This window comes from Streptomyces sp. NPDC031379, from assembly GCF_055569615.1.
In genome coordinates this window covers 1-15,192 of the sequence record NZ_JBVIIT010000002.1, presented here as the reverse complement: position 1 = coordinate 15,192, position 15,192 = coordinate 1, and the positions used below count along the sequence as shown (strand labels likewise).

Sequence of the window (15,192 nt, the reverse complement as noted above, 5' to 3'; positions counted from 1 at the left end):
CCTGTATCAGCATTCACTCTCGATTCTTGTGCAGGAAGGCGTACGTCGGTCATGGCGCAGCAGGACACCGATCAGCAGCACGCGGGCGTGCTCCCCGTCGACGACGAGGGTTATGTCGTCGACACGGAGGACTGCGAGGAGCGCGAGACGGCCTGGCGGGAGCGCGGTACCTCGCGCCCGATCACCGTCGTCGGCAACCCGGTGCTGCACAAGGAGTGCAAGGACGTCACCGAGTTCGGCGAGGAGCTGCAGCAGCTGGTCGCCGACATGTTCGCCAGCCAGCGCACCGCCGAGGGCGTGGGCCTGGCCGCCAACCAGATCGGTGTCGACCGGAAGGTCTTCGTCTACGACTGCCCCGACGACGAGGGCGTCCGGCACGTCGGCGTGGTGTGCAACCCGAAGCTCGTCGAACTGCCCGCCGACCGGCGCCGGCTGGACGACAGCAACGAGGGCTGCCTGTCCGTGCCGACCGCGTACGCGCCGCTCGCGCGTCCCGACTACGCCGAGGTGACCGGCCAGGACGAGAAGGGCAACCCGATCAAGGTCCGCGGCACCGGCTACTTCGCACGCTGTTTGCAGCACGAGACCGACCACCTCTACGGCTACCTCTACATCGACCGCCTGTCCAAGCGGGACCGCAAGGACGCGCTGCGGCAGATGGCCGAGAACGAGCCACGTTACCCCGTGGTCGCCAACGACTAGGCGACGCTGGGACGTTGGGGCGCCCGGCCGGGATCACTCCCGGTCGGGCGCCCTTTGCATGTCCCGGTTCGCTCGTCAGTACGTCGCACAACCGATCGCTTCTACGTGCCTAGTGATCCTTAATCGGTCACGTGGGGGGAGATTCTCGGCATCTTGGGGTAGTGAGTGAAGCAAATCCGTTCCCACGACGGTCAGTTGTGGTGCTGAATGGAAGTGCGGGATACGCAACGGCGCACGCCCGGCACAACGGGAGGGGCGTGCGCTCCTGGCGGCTGAGAGGGGTCTGTTCTGTGCAAGCTTTCCCACACAGCACCACAGCGACACCGACGGCGGTCGTAGTCCCACCCTCACTGGTACTCCCGGTGATCGAGTCCGCCTTTCCCCGGCGACTGCATCCGTATTGGCCGCAGCTCCAGGAGAAGACGCGGCGCTGGTTGCTGGAAAAACGGCTCATGCCGGCGGACAAGGTGCAGGAATATGCCGACGGACTGTGCTACACCGACCTCATGGCGGGCTACTACACGGGCGCGCCGGACGAGGTCCTGCAGGCCATAGCCGACTACAGCGCCTGGTTCTTCGTCTGGGACGACCGCCACGACCGCTACGTCGTCCACGGCCGGACGGGCGACTGGCGGCGGCTGAGGTACCGCCTGCACGCGGCACTCGACGCACCCAGGCACCATCTGCACCACCCCGACCCACTGGTGGCGGCCTTCGCCGACAGTGTGCGGCGGCTGTACGGCTTCCTGCCGCACACCTGGAACCAGCGGTTCGCCCGGCACTTCCACGCGGTGATCGAGGCCTACGACCGCGAGTTCCGCAACCGCACCGAGGGATATGTGCCCGGTGTCGAGGAATACCTCGCCCTGCGCCGGCACACCTTCGCGCACTGGATATGGACGGACCTGCTCGAGCCGAGTGCCGGCTGTGAACTCCCGGACCGTGTACGGAAAAACCCGGCCTATCGCCGGGCCGCGCTGCTGAGTCAGGAATTCGCCGCCTGGTACAACGATCTGTGCTCACTGCCGAAGGAAATAGCGGGCGACGAGGTCCACAATCTCGGTATCAGTCTCATCAGTCATGAAGGGTTGACCCTCGAAGAAGCCGTGGACGAAGTCAGGTACCGGGTCGAGGAATGCATCAGTGAATTCCTCGACGCCGAGCGGGACGCCCTGCGGTTCGCCGACGAGATCGACGACGGCACGGTCCGCGGCAAGGAATTGAGCGTCGCCGTCCGCACCTGTGTCGGCAATATGCGCAACTGGTTCAGCTCCGTCTACTGGTTCCACCACGAGTCCGGCCGGTACCGGGTGGACAGCTGGGACGACCGGTCCACGCCCCCGTACGTCACCAACGAAGCGGCAGGTGAGAAATGACCGTCGAGTCCGTGAAGCCCGTGGCCCCCGAGACCACCGAGCTGCGCGAACCACCCCTGGCCGGGGGTGCCGTACCGGGCCTCGGGCACGGCCTGAGGCTGGTCCGGGACCCGCTGGCCTTCATGTCCCGGCTGCGCGAGCACGGCGACGTCGTACGCCTCAGGCTCGGCCCCAAGACGGTGTACGCCGTCACCACGCCGGCGCTCACCGGTGCGCTGGCCCTGAGCCCCGACTTCAAGATCGACGGCCCGCTGTGGGAGTCGCTCGAAGGGCTGCTCGGCAAGGAGGGCGTGGCCACCGCCAACGGCCCCCGGCACCGGCGCCAACGGCGCACCATCCAGCCCGCGTTCCGGCTGGACGCGATACCGGGCTACGGGCCGGTCATGGAGGAGGAGGCGCACGCGCTGACCGAGCGCTGGCGGCCCGGCGAGACCATCGACTGCACCTCCGAGTCCTTCCGGGTCGCCGTCCGCATCGCCGCCCGCTGTCTGCTGCGCGGCGAGTACATGGACGAGCGCGCCGAGCGGCTCAGCGTCGACCTCGCCACCGTCTTCCGGGGGATGTACCGCAGGATGGTGATCCCGCTCGGGCCGCTGTACCGGCTGCCGTTCCCGGCCAACCGCGAATTCAACCGGGCCCTGGCCGATTTGCATCTGCTGGTCGATGAGATCGTCGCCGAGCGGAGGGCATCTGGTCAAAAGCCGGACGATTTGCTGACGGCATTGCTGGAGGCGAAGGACGACAATGGCGACCCCATCGGGGAACAGGAGATCCACGACCAGGTCGTCGCGATACTCACGCCCGGCAGCGAAACCGTCGCGTCCACGATCATGTGGCTGCTGCAGGTCCTCGCGGAACATCCGGAACACGCCGAGAAGGTACGGACCGAGGTCGAATCCGTGACGCGTGGTCGACCGGTCGGATTCGAGCACGTTCGCGCACTCACCCACACCAACAATGTCGTCGTCGAGGCCATGCGGCTCAGGCCCGCCGTATGGATATTGACGCGGCGCGCGGTGACCGACACCGTCCTCGGGGGCTATCGCATTCCGGCCGGGGCGGACATCGTCTACAGCCCGTACGCCGTCCAGCGTGACGCCCGTTCCTACGACCGCCACCTCGACTTCGACCCCGACCGCTGGCTGCCCGAGCGGGCGGGGCAGGTGCCGAAGTACGCCATGAGCCCGTTCAGCGTCGGCAACCGCAAGTGCCCCAGCGACCACTTCTCCATGGCCCAGCTGACCCTGATCACCGCGGCGATCTCGGCGAAGTACCGCTTCGAGCAGGTCAGCGGGTCGAACGACAGCACCCGGGTGGGTATCACGCTGCGCCCGCACGACCTGCTGCTGCGGCCGATGCCCTGGTAGGACACCTGGGCCGGCGCGCGCTCAGGCGGCCTGCGGGCCCCGGAACGCGCGCCGGTAGGCGTTCGGGGTCGTCCCGAGCGCCCGGACGAACTGGTGCCGCAGCGCGGCCGCCGTACCGAATCCGGTGCGCCAGGCGATGGCGTCCATCGTCTCGTCCGTGGCCTCCAGCAACTCCTGGGCCAGCAGCACCCGTTGGCGCAGGATCCAGCGGTAGGGCGTGGTCCCCGTCTCCTGCTGGAAGCGGCGGGCGAAGGTGCGCGGGGACATGTGGGCGCGGTCGGCGAGCTGCTCGACGGTCACCTCCTGGTCGAGGTGGGCCTCCATCCACGCCAGCACCTCCCCGACCGTGTCGCAGGGCGCCTTCGGCAGGGGCCGCTCGATGAACTGCGCCTGTCCGCCGTCCCGGTGCGGCGGTACCACCATCCGGCGGGCGATCTTGTTGGCGACCTCCGGGCCCTGCTCCTTGCGCACCAGGTGCAGACAGGCGTCGATCCCGGCGGCGGTGCCGGCGGAGGTGATCACCGGGTCCTCGTCCACGTACAGGACGTCGGGCTCGATGATCGCCCGCGGGTTGCGCAGCGCGAGTTCTTTGGCCTGCCGCCAGTGCACACTGCACCGCCGGCCGTCGAGCAGTCCGGCCGCGCCGAGCACGAAGACGCCCGAGCACACGCTCAGCACGCGGGTGCCCCGCTCCACGGCCCGCACCAGGGCGTCCAGCAGCGCGGGCGGGTAGTCCCGGGTGACGTAGTCGCTGCCGGCCGGCACCGCGATCAGGTCGGCCTCCTCCAGCCGCTCCAGGCCGTACGGCGTCGACACGGTCAGTCCGCCGACGTGCGTGCTCAGCTGCTCGCTCTCGGCCGAGACCACGGCGAAGTCGTACACCGGCAGCCCTTCGTCGCTGCGGTCGATGCCGAACACCTCGCACACGACACCCAGCTCGAAGGGATGCACTCCGTCCAGCAGCACGGCGGCCACGTTCTTCAGCATGCTGCCAGTGTGCCTCGTCGATGGCAGTAATTCGAGGGTCTGCGGCAGTCCTGCCACTCACGGTAAGGAGCATTCGGCGCGACAGTGGTGTCATGAACGGAAACCAGATCGAAGGCCTGATCGGAATGCTCGCCACGCTGGGGATCCTGGTCCTCCTGGTCCTCCCGTCCGTGCTCGGCATCGTGCGCGACAGGCGCATCGACCGGCAGCTCAGGGAGGCCCAGGAGGCCTGTGGAGGCAACCTGCGGAAGGAGGAGGCTCAGAAGTCCTCGTCCAGGTCGACCGTGCCCTCCACGGCGACCTGGTACGCCGAGGGACGGCGCTCGAAGAAGTTCGTCAGCTCCTGAACACCCTGCAGCTCCATGAAGGAGAAGGGGTTCTCCGAGCCGTACACCGGGGCGAAGCCGAGACGCGTCAGACGCTGGTCGGCGACGCACTCGAGGTACTGCCGCATCGAGTCGGTGTTCATGCCCGGGAGGCCGTCACCGCACAGGTCGCGCGCGAACTGCAGCTCGGCCTCGACGGCCTCCTTCAGCATGTCGGTGACCTGCTGCTGCAGCCCCTCGTCGAAGAGGTCCGGCTCCTCCTTGCGGACGGTGTCGACCACGTCGAAGGCGAAGGACATGTGCATCGTCTCGTCACGGAACACCCAGTTGGTGCCGGTGGCCAGACCGTGCAGCAGGCCGCGGCTGCGGAACCAGTAGACGTACGCGAAGGCACCGTAGAAGAACAGCCCCTCGATGCACGCGGCGAAGCAGATGAGGTTGAGCAGGAAGCGCCGGCGGTCCGCCTTGGACTCCAAGCGGTCCAGCTTCTCCACCTCGTTGATCCACTTGAAGCAGAACCCGGCCTTCTCGCGGATCGACGGGATGTTCTCCACGGCCGCGAAGGCGGCGGCACGGTCGTCCGGGTCGGGCAGGTAGGTGTCGAGCAGCGTCAGATAGAACTGGACGTGCACGGCCTCCTCGAACAGCTGGCGCGACAGGTACAGGCGCGCCTCCGGGGAGTTGATGTGCTTGTACAGCGTGAGCACCAGGTTGTTCGCGACGATCGAGTCGCCCGTGGCGAAGAAGGCCACCAGACGGCCGATCAGGTGCTGTTCGGCCGGCGTCAGCTTCGCGAGGTCGGCGACGTCGGAGTGGAGGTCGACCTCCTCGACGGTCCAGGTGTTCTTGATGGCGTCCCGGTAGCGCTCGTAGAAGTCGGGGTAGCGCATCGGGCGCAGAGTCAGCTCGAAGCCGGGGTCGAGCAGGTTCTGGTTGCTGGGCATTACTGGCAGGCCTCGCAGGACTCGGGGTTCTCAAGGGAGCAGGCGACGGCGTCGGGGTCGGCGGCCTGCTGCACGGGGATGGGGGTCTGGGTCTGCGCCTGGGCGGCGCGGGCGATGCGGGTCGCCGGGCGGGAGCGCAGGTAGTACGTCGTCTTCAGGCCCTGCTTCCAGGCGTACGCGTACATCGAGGAGAGCTTGCCGATGGTCGGCGTCTCCATGAACAGGTTCAGCGACTGCGCCTGGTCCAGGAACGGGGTCCGGGCCGCGGCCATGTCGATCAGGCCGCGCTGCGGGATCTCCCACGCGGTGCGGTACAGCGCCCGTACGTCCTCGGGGATCCACGCGAAGTCCTGCACCGAGCCGTTGGAGTCGCGCAGCGCCTCCCGGGTACGGGCGTCCCAGACGCCCAGCTCCTTCAGGTCGTGCACCAGGTACGAGTTGACCTGGAGGAACTCGCCCGACAGCGTCTCGCGCTTGAACAGATTGGACACCTGCGGCTCGATGCACTCGTACACGCCCGCGATGGAGGCGATGGTGGCGGTCGGGGCGATGGCGAGGAGCAGGGAGTTGCGCATGCCGACCGCGGCGATCCGCGTCCGCAGCGCCGCCCAGCGCTCCGGCCAGGTGAACTCGACGCCGTAGTGGTCGGGGTGCAGGACACCCTGGGCCGTACGGGTCTTCTCCCAGGCCGGCAGCGGGCCGTTGCGCTCGGCGAGGTCGGCCGAGGCCTCGTACGCGGCGAGCATGATGCGCTCGGCGATCCGGGTGGACAGGGCCTTCGCCTCGGGGGAGCCGAAAGGCAGGCGCAGCTTGAAGAAGACGTCCTGCAGCCCCATCGCGCCGAGGCCGACGGGGCGCCACTTGGCGTTCGAGCGGCCCGCCTGCTCGGTCGGGTAGAAGTTGATGTCCACGACCCGGTCGAGGAAGGTGACGGCCGTGCGGACCGTCTCGTCCAGCCGCTCCCAGTCGATGTCGTCTGCCGTCACGAAGGCGCCGAGGTTGACCGAGCCCAGGTTGCAGACCGCCGTCTCCCCGTCGTCCGTGACCTCCAGGATCTCCGTGCAGAGGTTGGAGGAGTGGACGACATGGCCGGCGGTCGCCGTCTGGTTCGCCGTGCGGTTGGCGGCGTCCTTGAAGGTCATCCAGCCGTTGCCGGTCTGCGCGAGGGTGCGCATCATGCGGCCGTACAGGTCGCGGGCCGGGATCGTCTTCTTCGCGAGGCCGTTCGCCTCCGCCTTGCGGTAGGCGGCGTCGAACTCCTCGCCCCACAGGTCCACCAGCTCCGGCACGTCCGCCGGGGAGAACAGCGACCACTGCTCGTCGGCGTTGACCCGGCGCATGAACTCGTCCGGGATCCAGTGCGCGAGGTTCAGGTTGTGCGTACGCCGGGCGTCCTCACCGGTGTTGTCGCGCAGCTCCAGGAACTCCTCGATGTCGGAGTGCCAGGTCTCCAGGTACACCGCGGCCGCGCCCTTGCGCCGGCCGCCCTGGTTCACGGCGGCCACCGAGGCGTCCAGGGTCTTCAGGAACGGGACGATGCCGTTGGAGTGCCCGTTGGTGCCGCGGATCAGCGAACCGCGCGAACGGATCCGGGAGTACGACAGACCGATGCCGCCGGCGTGCTTGGAGAGGCGGGCGACCTGGTGGTAGCGGTCGTAGATGGAGTCCAGCTCGTCCAGCGGGGAGTCGAGCAGGTAGCAGGACGACATCTGCGGGTGCCGGGTACCGGAGTTGAAGAGGGTGGGGGAGGAGGGCAGGTAGTCGAGGCGGCTCATGAGCCCGTAGAGCGCCGCGACCTCGTCCACCGAGCGGGTGGTGTCGTCCTCCGCGAGTCCGCCGGCCACGCGCAGCATGAAGTGCTGGGGCGTCTCGACGACCTTGCGGGTGATCGGGTGCCGCAGCAGGTAGCGGCTGTGCAGGGTGCGCAGCCCGAAATAACCGAAGCGGTCGTCGGCCTGCGGGTCGATCAGCGCGTCGAGCCGCTCGGCGTGCAGCCGCACGAACTCGGCGGTCCGGTCCGCGATGAGACCCTCCCGGTGCCCCACGGCGACGGACTCGGTGAAGGACCGCACGCCCTGCGAGGCGGCCTCGTCCCGGATGGCCAGGGTCAGCAGCCGGGCGGCCAGCCTGGAGTAGGCGGGGTCCTCGGAGATCAGGCCCGCGGCCGCCTCCGTGGCCAGCTCGCGCAACTCCGCCTCGTCGGCCCTCGCGGACCGGCCCCGCAGCGCGGCGGCGGCGACCCGGCCGGGGTCGGCGTCGGGGAGGTCGGCGGTCAGCTCGGTCAGGGTCCGCAGCAGCGCGGCACCGGGACCGTCGGTCTTCAGCTCGCTGACTGAAGCCGGATCGGCTGGCGCGATGGTCACGTGGGGCTCTCCCTCGCTCGGCACGGGGCCTGGCGGAGGGCAGGGGCAGCCACGAGCGCGCACGGCGTCGCGTCCACCGGCCCACTCCACGAGGCCCGGACGTCTCAAGGCACCCGGACCGGACGGCCGGGCGCGCTGCCGGCAGGTCCTCGGACTGAACGGGCGTGCGGATGCACGCAAGTACACCGTTGCGGGACAGTTCCGGATTCGCACCGGATTCCCCTGCGGCGACAGCGAGGATGAGCATACATCTAGTGCTGGGCTGCCGTGTCACCCCCACATGTTGTGTCTGTTGCGTGGTGCGGCGGCTTCAGAGGGTCAACTTCCGTGGCCCGCGGGCCTGGCCGCGGGCCGGGTTGCGGGGCGCGCCGGGAGTGCTTCCATGGAAGTAGGCGTCGGCGTCCAGGGGTCCTCCGTCCCGAGCAGGCACAGGAGGAGAGTGCACGATGCCGAAGGTCGTCCGTCACCCGCCGGGCAAGGAGCGGCCGCGCAGCGCACCCATGGCGACCCTACCGCTGAGGGGGTTGGGACGCCGGGGCCACCGGCTCTGTCTCGGCTACTGGCACGGCATGACGGTCCGTTGGGAAGCCCGCCAGGACACCACCCGGCCCAAGAAGTGGCGCAGATGGTTCTCCTACACCAACGCCACCAGGATCGTCTGGACCGTCGCCGCGCTCGCGCTGCTCGCCTGGGCCGGAGAAGGCCTGTACCTCTGGTTCTCCGACGCGAAGACGACCGGCTTCGAGGACTGGCGCAAGGACAACCCGGCGTTCGACGACGCCTTCTTCCGCGTCCTGGGTCCCGTCCTCACCGCCTCGCTCGCCGCCACCTGCTTCCTGTTCTGCTGGTACGCCTGGACCAAGCACCGCTACCTGGCGAAGGCACGCAGACGCCCGCAGGACCTGGTGGTCACCGCCGGACCGGACACCGCCGAGATCGTCGGCCGGGAGGAGGTCGCCGAGGTCATCGCCCAGCGGTTGCGCAGCCGTGACACGCGCAGACCGTATCTGCTCGTCGGCGGGGTGGGGGTCGGCAAGACGGCCGTACTGGTACGGCTCACCGAGATGCTGGCCCGGCAGCGTGCCGTGCCCGTGCCGATCCGGCTGCGGGACGCCACCGGCCCCGACCTGAACTTCGAGCGCATGGCCCAGCGACGTTTCGCCGAGGAGGCGCCCCACGGCATCCTGGCGCGCACCAAGACCGAGCGGGTCTGGCAGCAGCTGATCGCCGACGACAAGGTGGTCGTCATCGCCGACGGCCTGGAGGAGGCCGTCCTCGACCCGGGGCTCCAGGAGGACCGGGACAACATCATCCGCAAGGCCATCGAACGCGCCTATCAGGAGCGGCTGCCCCTCGTCATCGCCTCCCGGCCGCACAGCCCGCTGGAGAGCACCCCCGCCGCCATCGTGGAGCTGGAACCGCTCAGCGAGGAGGAGGCATTGCGCTTCGTCGAGTCGAGAGTGCCGGAGACGGACGAGCGGCGCATCGACTGGATCGTGGAGACGGCGGAGATGACCGAGTCGCCCATCTACCTGCAGATCGCCCGGGAGCTGCACCACCACGGCGCCCTGGAACGCGACCGCCGCAGGGATCCGCGACGGCTGGACACCCGCAGCGAGGACCGCAGCCAGCTGCGGCTGTGGCTGCTGGAGACGTGGGAGCACGCCCTGCTGGAGGGACGGCTCCGCGACGACGTGGCGCTCGGTCCGCAGGAGCGCGGCGACACCCTGGAGGTGGTCTCGGCCCTGGCCTGCATCGGACTGCTCCAGGACAAACTGGAGGTCGGCTTCGCAGAGCTGCTGGGCCCGGACGTCCGGCCCGGCCCGGCCCGGCGGGCGCGGGCCCGTGCCGGACGTGCCTGGGAACAGCGCGGCTTCACCCCGAACGGCAAGCGGGGGGACGCCTCCTCCGAGTGGCACCGGCAGCAGATCTGGGGCCTGCTCTGCGACCGGGTGAGTCCGGAGGTGGGCAAGCGGCTGAGGGAGGGGAACCCGGTCCAGTGCCACGCCGTCCTCGCCCGCTTCGCGGCCCAGGCCGACAAGCTGAAGCTGGTGGAGGGCTTCGAGCAGAAGGTCCGCTTCCCGCACAGCATCATCCAGGCGTACTTCGGCCACCGCGCGCTGTACCGCCTGGGCGAGCGCGGCGCCGGCGAGCTGGTCCAGCAGGCGCTGCAACCACCGGGACCCAGCAGGGAGTTGCTGATCACCCTGGTCCTGATGTCCCGCCGGCGGGCCGCGGACCGGTACGTGGAGGGCGGGAGCGTGAGCGCCGAGCTGAAGAAGGCGGTGAAGGGGCGGCTGCGGCAGGCCCCGGTCCCCGGACGGTCGCTGGCCCACCGGCTGCGGGCGACCGCGGACCGCCGCCCCGGCGACCCCAAGACCCTCGACCTGTACACGGCGGCGCTGGAGATCGAGAGCGTGGAGGAGGACCCGCGGCCGATCGCCGACGTCGTCCGCACGGTGCACGACAGGTGGTCGCAGATCAGGGGTGACGCGCGCACCGTGGAGGAGGCGAAGCTGGGACTGCTCAAGCAGCTCGGCACCGCGCTGCGGGCCGCCGCCGACAGGATCGACACCACGCCGCTGTACAAACAGCTCTTCGAGATCGGCAAGGCCGAGCCCGCGTACTCCATCCGCCTCGCGGCCGCCCAGGAGTTCGGCAGCGGGGGCAACCCGGCGTTCGCGGTGGTCCGCGAGTGGATCGGCGTGCACACCGACCCCGTGCAGGAGTACACCACGAAGGTCGGCGGCCTGAAGGCCTGGAGGAGACAGCGGTACGCGGCGTGGGCCGCCGAGATGCGCGAGGCGCGCGCCGCCCGCGTCTCCTCGGCGGTACGGGCCCAGCGCATCGCGGTGCTGCAACAGCGCCGGCGGGCCCTCAACCGGCGGTACACGGAGAAACGCGCCGCTCTGCTGCGCGAGTTCGTGATGCGGGCCTGGATGATCCCCATGCTCCTCGGCTCCGTCGACGACGTCCACCGTGACGAGGCCCGCGAACGCCTCACCAAGTGGCTGCGCCACCTCGACCCGGGGTACACCGGCGGCGCCCCCGATCTGCCGCTCGCTCTGGAGACCGCCCTGTCACAGGGCTTCAAGTACGCGGCCAACCGCCGCAAACGCCATCCGCACAGCCACCTGGGCTCCCGTGCCGACCTGATCCGGCAGGCGGAGACCGTACTGCAGCAGAGCCGCTGCTGGTACGCGCAGCTCAACCTCCTCCAGGCGCTGTGCCTGTGGGAGCTGCCGGACAAGGTGACCCGCCGGGATCCGGCCGGTCGTGCGGCGGCGGACGGGTCCGGCCGGGGAGCCGCGCGTGAACCGTCGGCCGCGGTGCGCGGCATGACCGCCGTACAGACCGTGGAGCGCTGGCTGTCGATGGCGGGGACGGTCAACCACGCGTCGGCACGGCCGGGGCCGAACGGCGCCTCCCCCCGGCACTGCCTGCACCCGTTCGTCGCCGAGGCCGGCGATCTGGTGGCCCTCGCCCTGGAGGTCGGGCGGCCCGAACGGTACGTGTGGATCGACGAGAAGGGCGTCGCCGACAACATCGGCTCCCGCATCGCCGACCCGCAGGGCTACCGCAAGCACAACCTGTGGATCGCGCCCTCGGCCGGCTGGCGCACCCTGGACGGGCGGGCCCAGCGACTGGTCGCCGACGTGCTGGTGATGCTCAACCTCGTGGAACGCGACGGGCAACCGGACGAGGTCGAGGAACGGCTGAACCGTGTCGAGCAGCTGGGGATGCCGCTCCCGCCGTGCATTCGGCGGGACCGGCAGCCGCTCAGGCCCGGCCTGAAGGCGGGCATGGCGCAGCCGCCCGTGCCGGGCAGCACCTGCCTGCCCGACTGCAAGTTCCAGCTCTGCCCGTACCCGCCTCGCGGCTGCGTGCCCCGGGGTGAGATCCGCGAGCCGTTCTGCCGCCAGCAGCAGGCCCTGCTGCCCGGACACATCCGGCGCTGCCTGCCACGGGGCCTGGGCACCCTGCACCGCAAGACGCCCGCCTGGGTCGGCATGCGCGTGGGGGACCTGGACCGTTTCTGGGACGCGATGGCGGGGCGCACGCGCGACTAGAAGCCGCCCGTGCGCCCCGCCCGCTCGGGTCAGTGCGCGGAACCCGCGGTGGCCGGCGGAAGCTCCACCTGGACGCCCGCGTCGCCCGCGTCCGCCGTGTAGTCCTCCGGCCGGGTCTGGTCGAGACCCTCGGGGGCCTTCACGGCCTTCAGGACGAAGGTGAGGACCACCGTGACGACGACGTTGAGGACGAAGGCCGTCAGACCGATGTAGCCGATCTCCCCGATACCGGGGATCTCCTTCGCCGAGCCGCCGAAGTGCTTCTGCGTCGGCGAGGCCACCCCGTACGCGGCGACCGTGCCGTACACCATGCCGACCGCCCAGCCGGCCAGCAGCGCCCAGCGGTGGAACCAGCGGGTGAACAGGCCGCCGACCAGGGCCGGGAAGGTCTGCAGGATCCAGATGCCGCCCAGCAGCTGGAAGTTGATGGCGACCGTCTTGTCCATCGTCAGGACGAAGGCCAGCGCACCCACCTTCACCAGCAGGGACACGAGCTTGGAGACCTGGGCCTCCTCCTTCGGCGTGGCGTCCGGCTTGATGAAGTCCTTGTAGATGTTGCGGGTGAACAGGTTCGCCGCCGCGATGGACATGATCGCCGCCGGCACCAGCGCGCCGATGCCGATCGCCGCGAAGGCCACGCCCGCGAACCAGTCCGGGAACATGTCCTCGAACAGCTGCGGGATCGCCAGCTGCCCGTTGGTGACCTTCACCCCGGCCGCGATCGCCATGAAGCCCAGCAGCGCCAGCAGGCCCAGCATGAGCGAGTACAGCGGCAGGATCGTGGTGTTGCGGCGGATCACCTCGCGGCTCTTGGACGACAGGGTCGCGGTGATCGAGTGCGGGTACATGAACAGTGCCAGGGCGGAGCCGAGCGCCAGCGTGGCGTACGTCCACTGGCCCGCCTCGGGCGGGGCAAGGGCGCCGCGCGGTTTGCCGGTGGCCGGGTTGACCTGGCTGAACGCGTCACCCGCCTTGGCGAAGATGTCGTCGAACCCGCCCAGCTTGATCGGGATGTAGATGATCGCGACCGCGATGACGATGTAGATCAGCGCGTCCTTGACGAACGCGATCAGCGCGGGCGCGCGCAGGCCGGAGGAGTAGGTGTAGGCCGCCAGCACACCGAAGGCGATGAGCAGCGGGAGGTCCTTCACGAACCAGTTCGTGTCCTCGCCGCCGCCGACGCCCATCACGTCCAGGACGGCCTGGATGCCGACGAGCTGGAGCGCGATGTACGGCATCGTCGCGAGGATGCCGGTGACCGCCACCGCCAGCGACAGGCCCTTGGAGCCGAACCGGCCGCGCACGAAGTCCGAGGTCGTCACGTAGCCGTGCTTGTGCGAGACCGACCACAGGCGGGGCAGGAACGTGAAGATCAGCGGGTAGACCAGGATCGTGTACGGCACCGCGAAGAAGCCGGACGCGCCCGCCGCGTAGATCGCCGCCGGCACGGCGACGAAGGTGTAGGCGGTGTACAGGTCGCCGCCGAGCAGGAACCAGGTGATCCAGGTACCGAACGACCGCCCGCCCAGACCCCATTCGTCCAGCGAGTGCTCGTTCTCGGCCCTGCGCCAGCGCGCGGCCAGGAAGCCCATGACCGTGACGGCCAGGAAGAAGAAGATGAAGACGCCGAGCGCGACGCCGTTGACACCGTCCTTCACTTCGCGGCACCCCCCTTCACGTCCCGGCGGGCGCGCTGGTCACGCTGCCACAGCTTGTACGCGATCATCGTGAGCGCCGTGGAGATCAGCACCCAGAGCATCTGGTACCAGTAGAAGAACGGGATCCCGATGAAAGCCGGGTCCGTCTTGGCGTAGGAGCCGACCCACAGCATCGCCACGAAGGGCGCGAAGAGACACAGGCCGATGATCACCCGGCCCGGTGTCACCACCGGTGGTCTCACTTCAGGCGTTTCCGACATGCCGCGGCTCCGTCCCCTCGCTGGTCACCTGTTGTAATGCGCAGGCAATCTAGGTGACAGGATCACGCCAGCGGAAGACCTCGTCCGTATATCGGTACTTCGATTTCGGTGGCCGCGGGCTCCGTCTACTCCGCGGGCCGCTTCAGCCGTGCGACGAACTTGTACCGGTCGCCCCGGTACACCGACCGCACCCACTCCACCGGCTTGCCCTCGCGGTCCAGGGAGTGCCGGGAGAGCATCAGCATGGGCAGGCCCACGTCGGTGCCGAGCAGGCCCGCCTCGCGCGGGGTGGCCAGCGAGGTCTCGATGGTCTCCTCGGCCTCGGCGAGGTGGACGTCGTAGACCTCGGCGAGCGCGGTGTACAGGGACGTGTACTTCACGAGCGACCGGCGCAGTGCCGGGAAGCGCTTGGCGCTCAGGTGGGTGGTCTCGATCGCCATGGGCTCGCCGTTGGCCATGCGCAGGCGCTCGATCCGCAGCACGCGCCCGCCGGCGGTGATGTCGAGCAGCTCGGCGAGCCGGTCGTCGGCGGTGATGTAGCCGATGTCCAGCAGCTGCGAGGTCGGCTCCAGGCCCTGGGCGCGCATGTCCTCGGTGTAGGAGGTGAGCTGCAGCGCTTGGGAGACCTTCGGCTTGGCGACGAAGGTGCCCTTGCCCTGGATGCGTTCGAGCCGGCCCTCCACGACCAGTTCCTGCAGGGCCTGGCGGACGGTGGTGCGGGAGGTGTCGAACTCTGCGGCCAGCGTGCGCTCGGGCGGGACCGGCGTGCCCGGCGCCTGCGTCTCCGTCATGTCGAGCAGGTGCTTCTTCAAGCGGTAGTACTTGGGCACGCGCGCGGTACGGACGGTTGTGCCGGCCTCGTTCTCCGCACTGCTGACGTCGGTGCTCATGCTCTGCCTTCCCGGCTCCGGATGCCGAAAGCGACCGACTGACATCGGCCACGGCTCACATCGTGGCACGGCTTCGTGTGTCAGGAGTCCACCCGCACGCTCCGTGATCTCCTCTGTATACCGGTGCACCCGCTGTTGGTCTAGTCCATCGAGCCGCGCGGGCGCGGGGGGGGGGGGGGGGAGGCCCACCCCCCCCCCCCCCCCCCCCCCCCCGCGGGGGGGGGGGGGGGAGCGGGGGGAGGGGGCGGC

The 15,192-nt window shown here is 69.7% G+C and carries 11 protein-coding genes and 1 riboswitch; of the genes, 5 read left to right on the top strand and 6 right to left on the bottom strand.

All coding sequences use genetic code 11. The features are described from left to right. Window positions 1–51 precede the first annotated feature (51 nt). The 3 genes from def (at window position 52) to ACZ5CW_RS02845 (ending at window position 3,445) form a co-directional block, all read left to right on the top strand. Entirely contained in the window at window positions 52–702 is a 651-nt protein-coding gene (gene def / locus ACZ5CW_RS02855) for a peptide deformylase (RefSeq protein WP_468597789.1), read from the top strand. A gap of 290 nt (window positions 703–992) precedes the next feature. Then, window positions 993–2,078, top strand: a complete 1,086-nt coding sequence (gene cyc1 / locus ACZ5CW_RS02850; protein WP_468597787.1) for an epi-isozizaene synthase — start codon at window positions 993–995, stop codon at window positions 2,076–2,078. Further along, window positions 2,075–3,445: a bifunctional albaflavenone monooxygenase/terpene synthase gene (locus ACZ5CW_RS02845; protein ID WP_468597785.1), complete on the top strand. Its 1,371-nt coding sequence runs from the start codon at window positions 2,075–2,077 to the stop codon at window positions 3,443–3,445. Before cyc1 ends, ACZ5CW_RS02845 begins: the two co-directional genes overlap by 4 nt. Window positions 3,446–3,466: 21 nt before the next feature. Here ACZ5CW_RS02845 and ACZ5CW_RS02840 read toward each other — a convergent pair whose 3' ends face one another. Continuing rightward, the gene (locus tag ACZ5CW_RS02840; protein ID WP_468597783.1) at window positions 3,467–4,432 is read right to left on the bottom strand and encodes a helix-turn-helix domain-containing protein; all 966 of its coding nucleotides are present in this window, start codon (window positions 4,430–4,432) and stop codon (window positions 3,467–3,469) included. A 92-nt stretch (window positions 4,433–4,524) separates the two neighbouring features. Between ACZ5CW_RS02840 and ACZ5CW_RS02835 the strand changes: the two genes are divergently transcribed. Then, window positions 4,525–4,779, top strand: a complete 255-nt coding sequence (locus tag ACZ5CW_RS02835) for a hypothetical protein (protein ID WP_468597781.1) — start codon at window positions 4,525–4,527, stop codon at window positions 4,777–4,779. Here the strand turns inward: ACZ5CW_RS02835 and ACZ5CW_RS02830 are convergent. After that, complete coding sequence (locus ACZ5CW_RS02830) at window positions 4,692–5,702, bottom strand: ribonucleotide-diphosphate reductase subunit beta (RefSeq protein WP_468597779.1); 1,011 nt, start codon at window positions 5,700–5,702, stop codon at window positions 4,692–4,694. The two genes, ACZ5CW_RS02835 and ACZ5CW_RS02830, sit on opposite strands and share 88 nt — an antisense overlap. Further along, window positions 5,702–8,065 carry a ribonucleoside-diphosphate reductase subunit alpha gene (locus ACZ5CW_RS02825; protein ID WP_468597777.1) on the bottom strand — a complete coding sequence of 788 codons (2,364 nt, stop codon included), beginning with the start codon at window positions 8,063–8,065 and terminating at the stop codon, window positions 5,702–5,704. Before ACZ5CW_RS02825 ends, ACZ5CW_RS02830 begins: the two co-directional genes overlap by 1 nt. A 123-nt stretch (window positions 8,066–8,188) precedes the next feature. Continuing rightward, a riboswitch (cobalamin riboswitch) is annotated at window positions 8,189–8,312 on the bottom strand. Window positions 8,313–8,511: 199 nt separating this feature from the next. Between ACZ5CW_RS02825 and ACZ5CW_RS02820 the strand changes: the two genes are divergently transcribed. After that, window positions 8,512–12,135, top strand: a complete 3,624-nt coding sequence (locus ACZ5CW_RS02820; protein WP_468597775.1) for an NACHT domain-containing protein — start codon at window positions 8,512–8,514, stop codon at window positions 12,133–12,135. A 29-nt stretch (window positions 12,136–12,164) separates the two neighbouring features. Here ACZ5CW_RS02820 and mctP read toward each other — a convergent pair whose 3' ends face one another. The 3 genes from mctP to ACZ5CW_RS02805 form a co-directional block, all read right to left on the bottom strand. After that, complete coding sequence (gene mctP, locus ACZ5CW_RS02815; RefSeq protein ID WP_468597774.1) at window positions 12,165–13,793, bottom strand: monocarboxylate uptake permease MctP; 1,629 nt, start codon at window positions 13,791–13,793, stop codon at window positions 12,165–12,167. Further along, the gene (locus ACZ5CW_RS02810) at window positions 13,790–14,053 is read right to left on the bottom strand and encodes a DUF3311 domain-containing protein (protein ID WP_468597772.1); all 264 of its coding nucleotides are present in this window, start codon (window positions 14,051–14,053) and stop codon (window positions 13,790–13,792) included. Before ACZ5CW_RS02810 ends, mctP begins: the two co-directional genes overlap by 4 nt. A gap of 125 nt (window positions 14,054–14,178) precedes the next feature. Continuing rightward, window positions 14,179–14,943 (bottom strand): GntR family transcriptional regulator, encoded by a 765-nt coding sequence (locus ACZ5CW_RS02805; protein WP_360749104.1) that lies wholly within the window; start codon window positions 14,941–14,943, stop codon window positions 14,179–14,181. Between the last annotated feature and the right edge of the window lie 249 nt (window positions 14,944–15,192).

Coding starts and splice junctions, on each gene's coding strand:
- ACZ5CW_RS02845 (WP_468597785.1), top strand. CDS start 2,075: ATGACCGTCGAGTCCGTGAAGCCCGTGGCCCCCGAGACCACCGAGCTG.
- ACZ5CW_RS02820 (WP_468597775.1), top strand. CDS start 8,512: ATGCCGAAGGTCGTCCGTCACCCGCCGGGCAAGGAGCGGCCGCGCAGC.
- ACZ5CW_RS02810 (WP_468597772.1), bottom strand. CDS start 14,053: ATGTCGGAAACGCCTGAAGTGAGACCACCGGTGGTGACACCGGGCCGG.
- ACZ5CW_RS02840 (WP_468597783.1), bottom strand. CDS start 4,432: ATGCTGAAGAACGTGGCCGCCGTGCTGCTGGACGGAGTGCATCCCTTC.
- ACZ5CW_RS02830 (WP_468597779.1), bottom strand. CDS start 5,702: ATGCCCAGCAACCAGAACCTGCTCGACCCCGGCTTCGAGCTGACTCTG.
- def (WP_468597789.1), top strand. CDS start 52: ATGGCGCAGCAGGACACCGATCAGCAGCACGCGGGCGTGCTCCCCGTC.
- ACZ5CW_RS02805 (WP_360749104.1), bottom strand. CDS start 14,943: ATGAGCACCGACGTCAGCAGTGCGGAGAACGAGGCCGGCACAACCGTC.
- ACZ5CW_RS02835 (WP_468597781.1), top strand. CDS start 4,525: ATGAACGGAAACCAGATCGAAGGCCTGATCGGAATGCTCGCCACGCTG.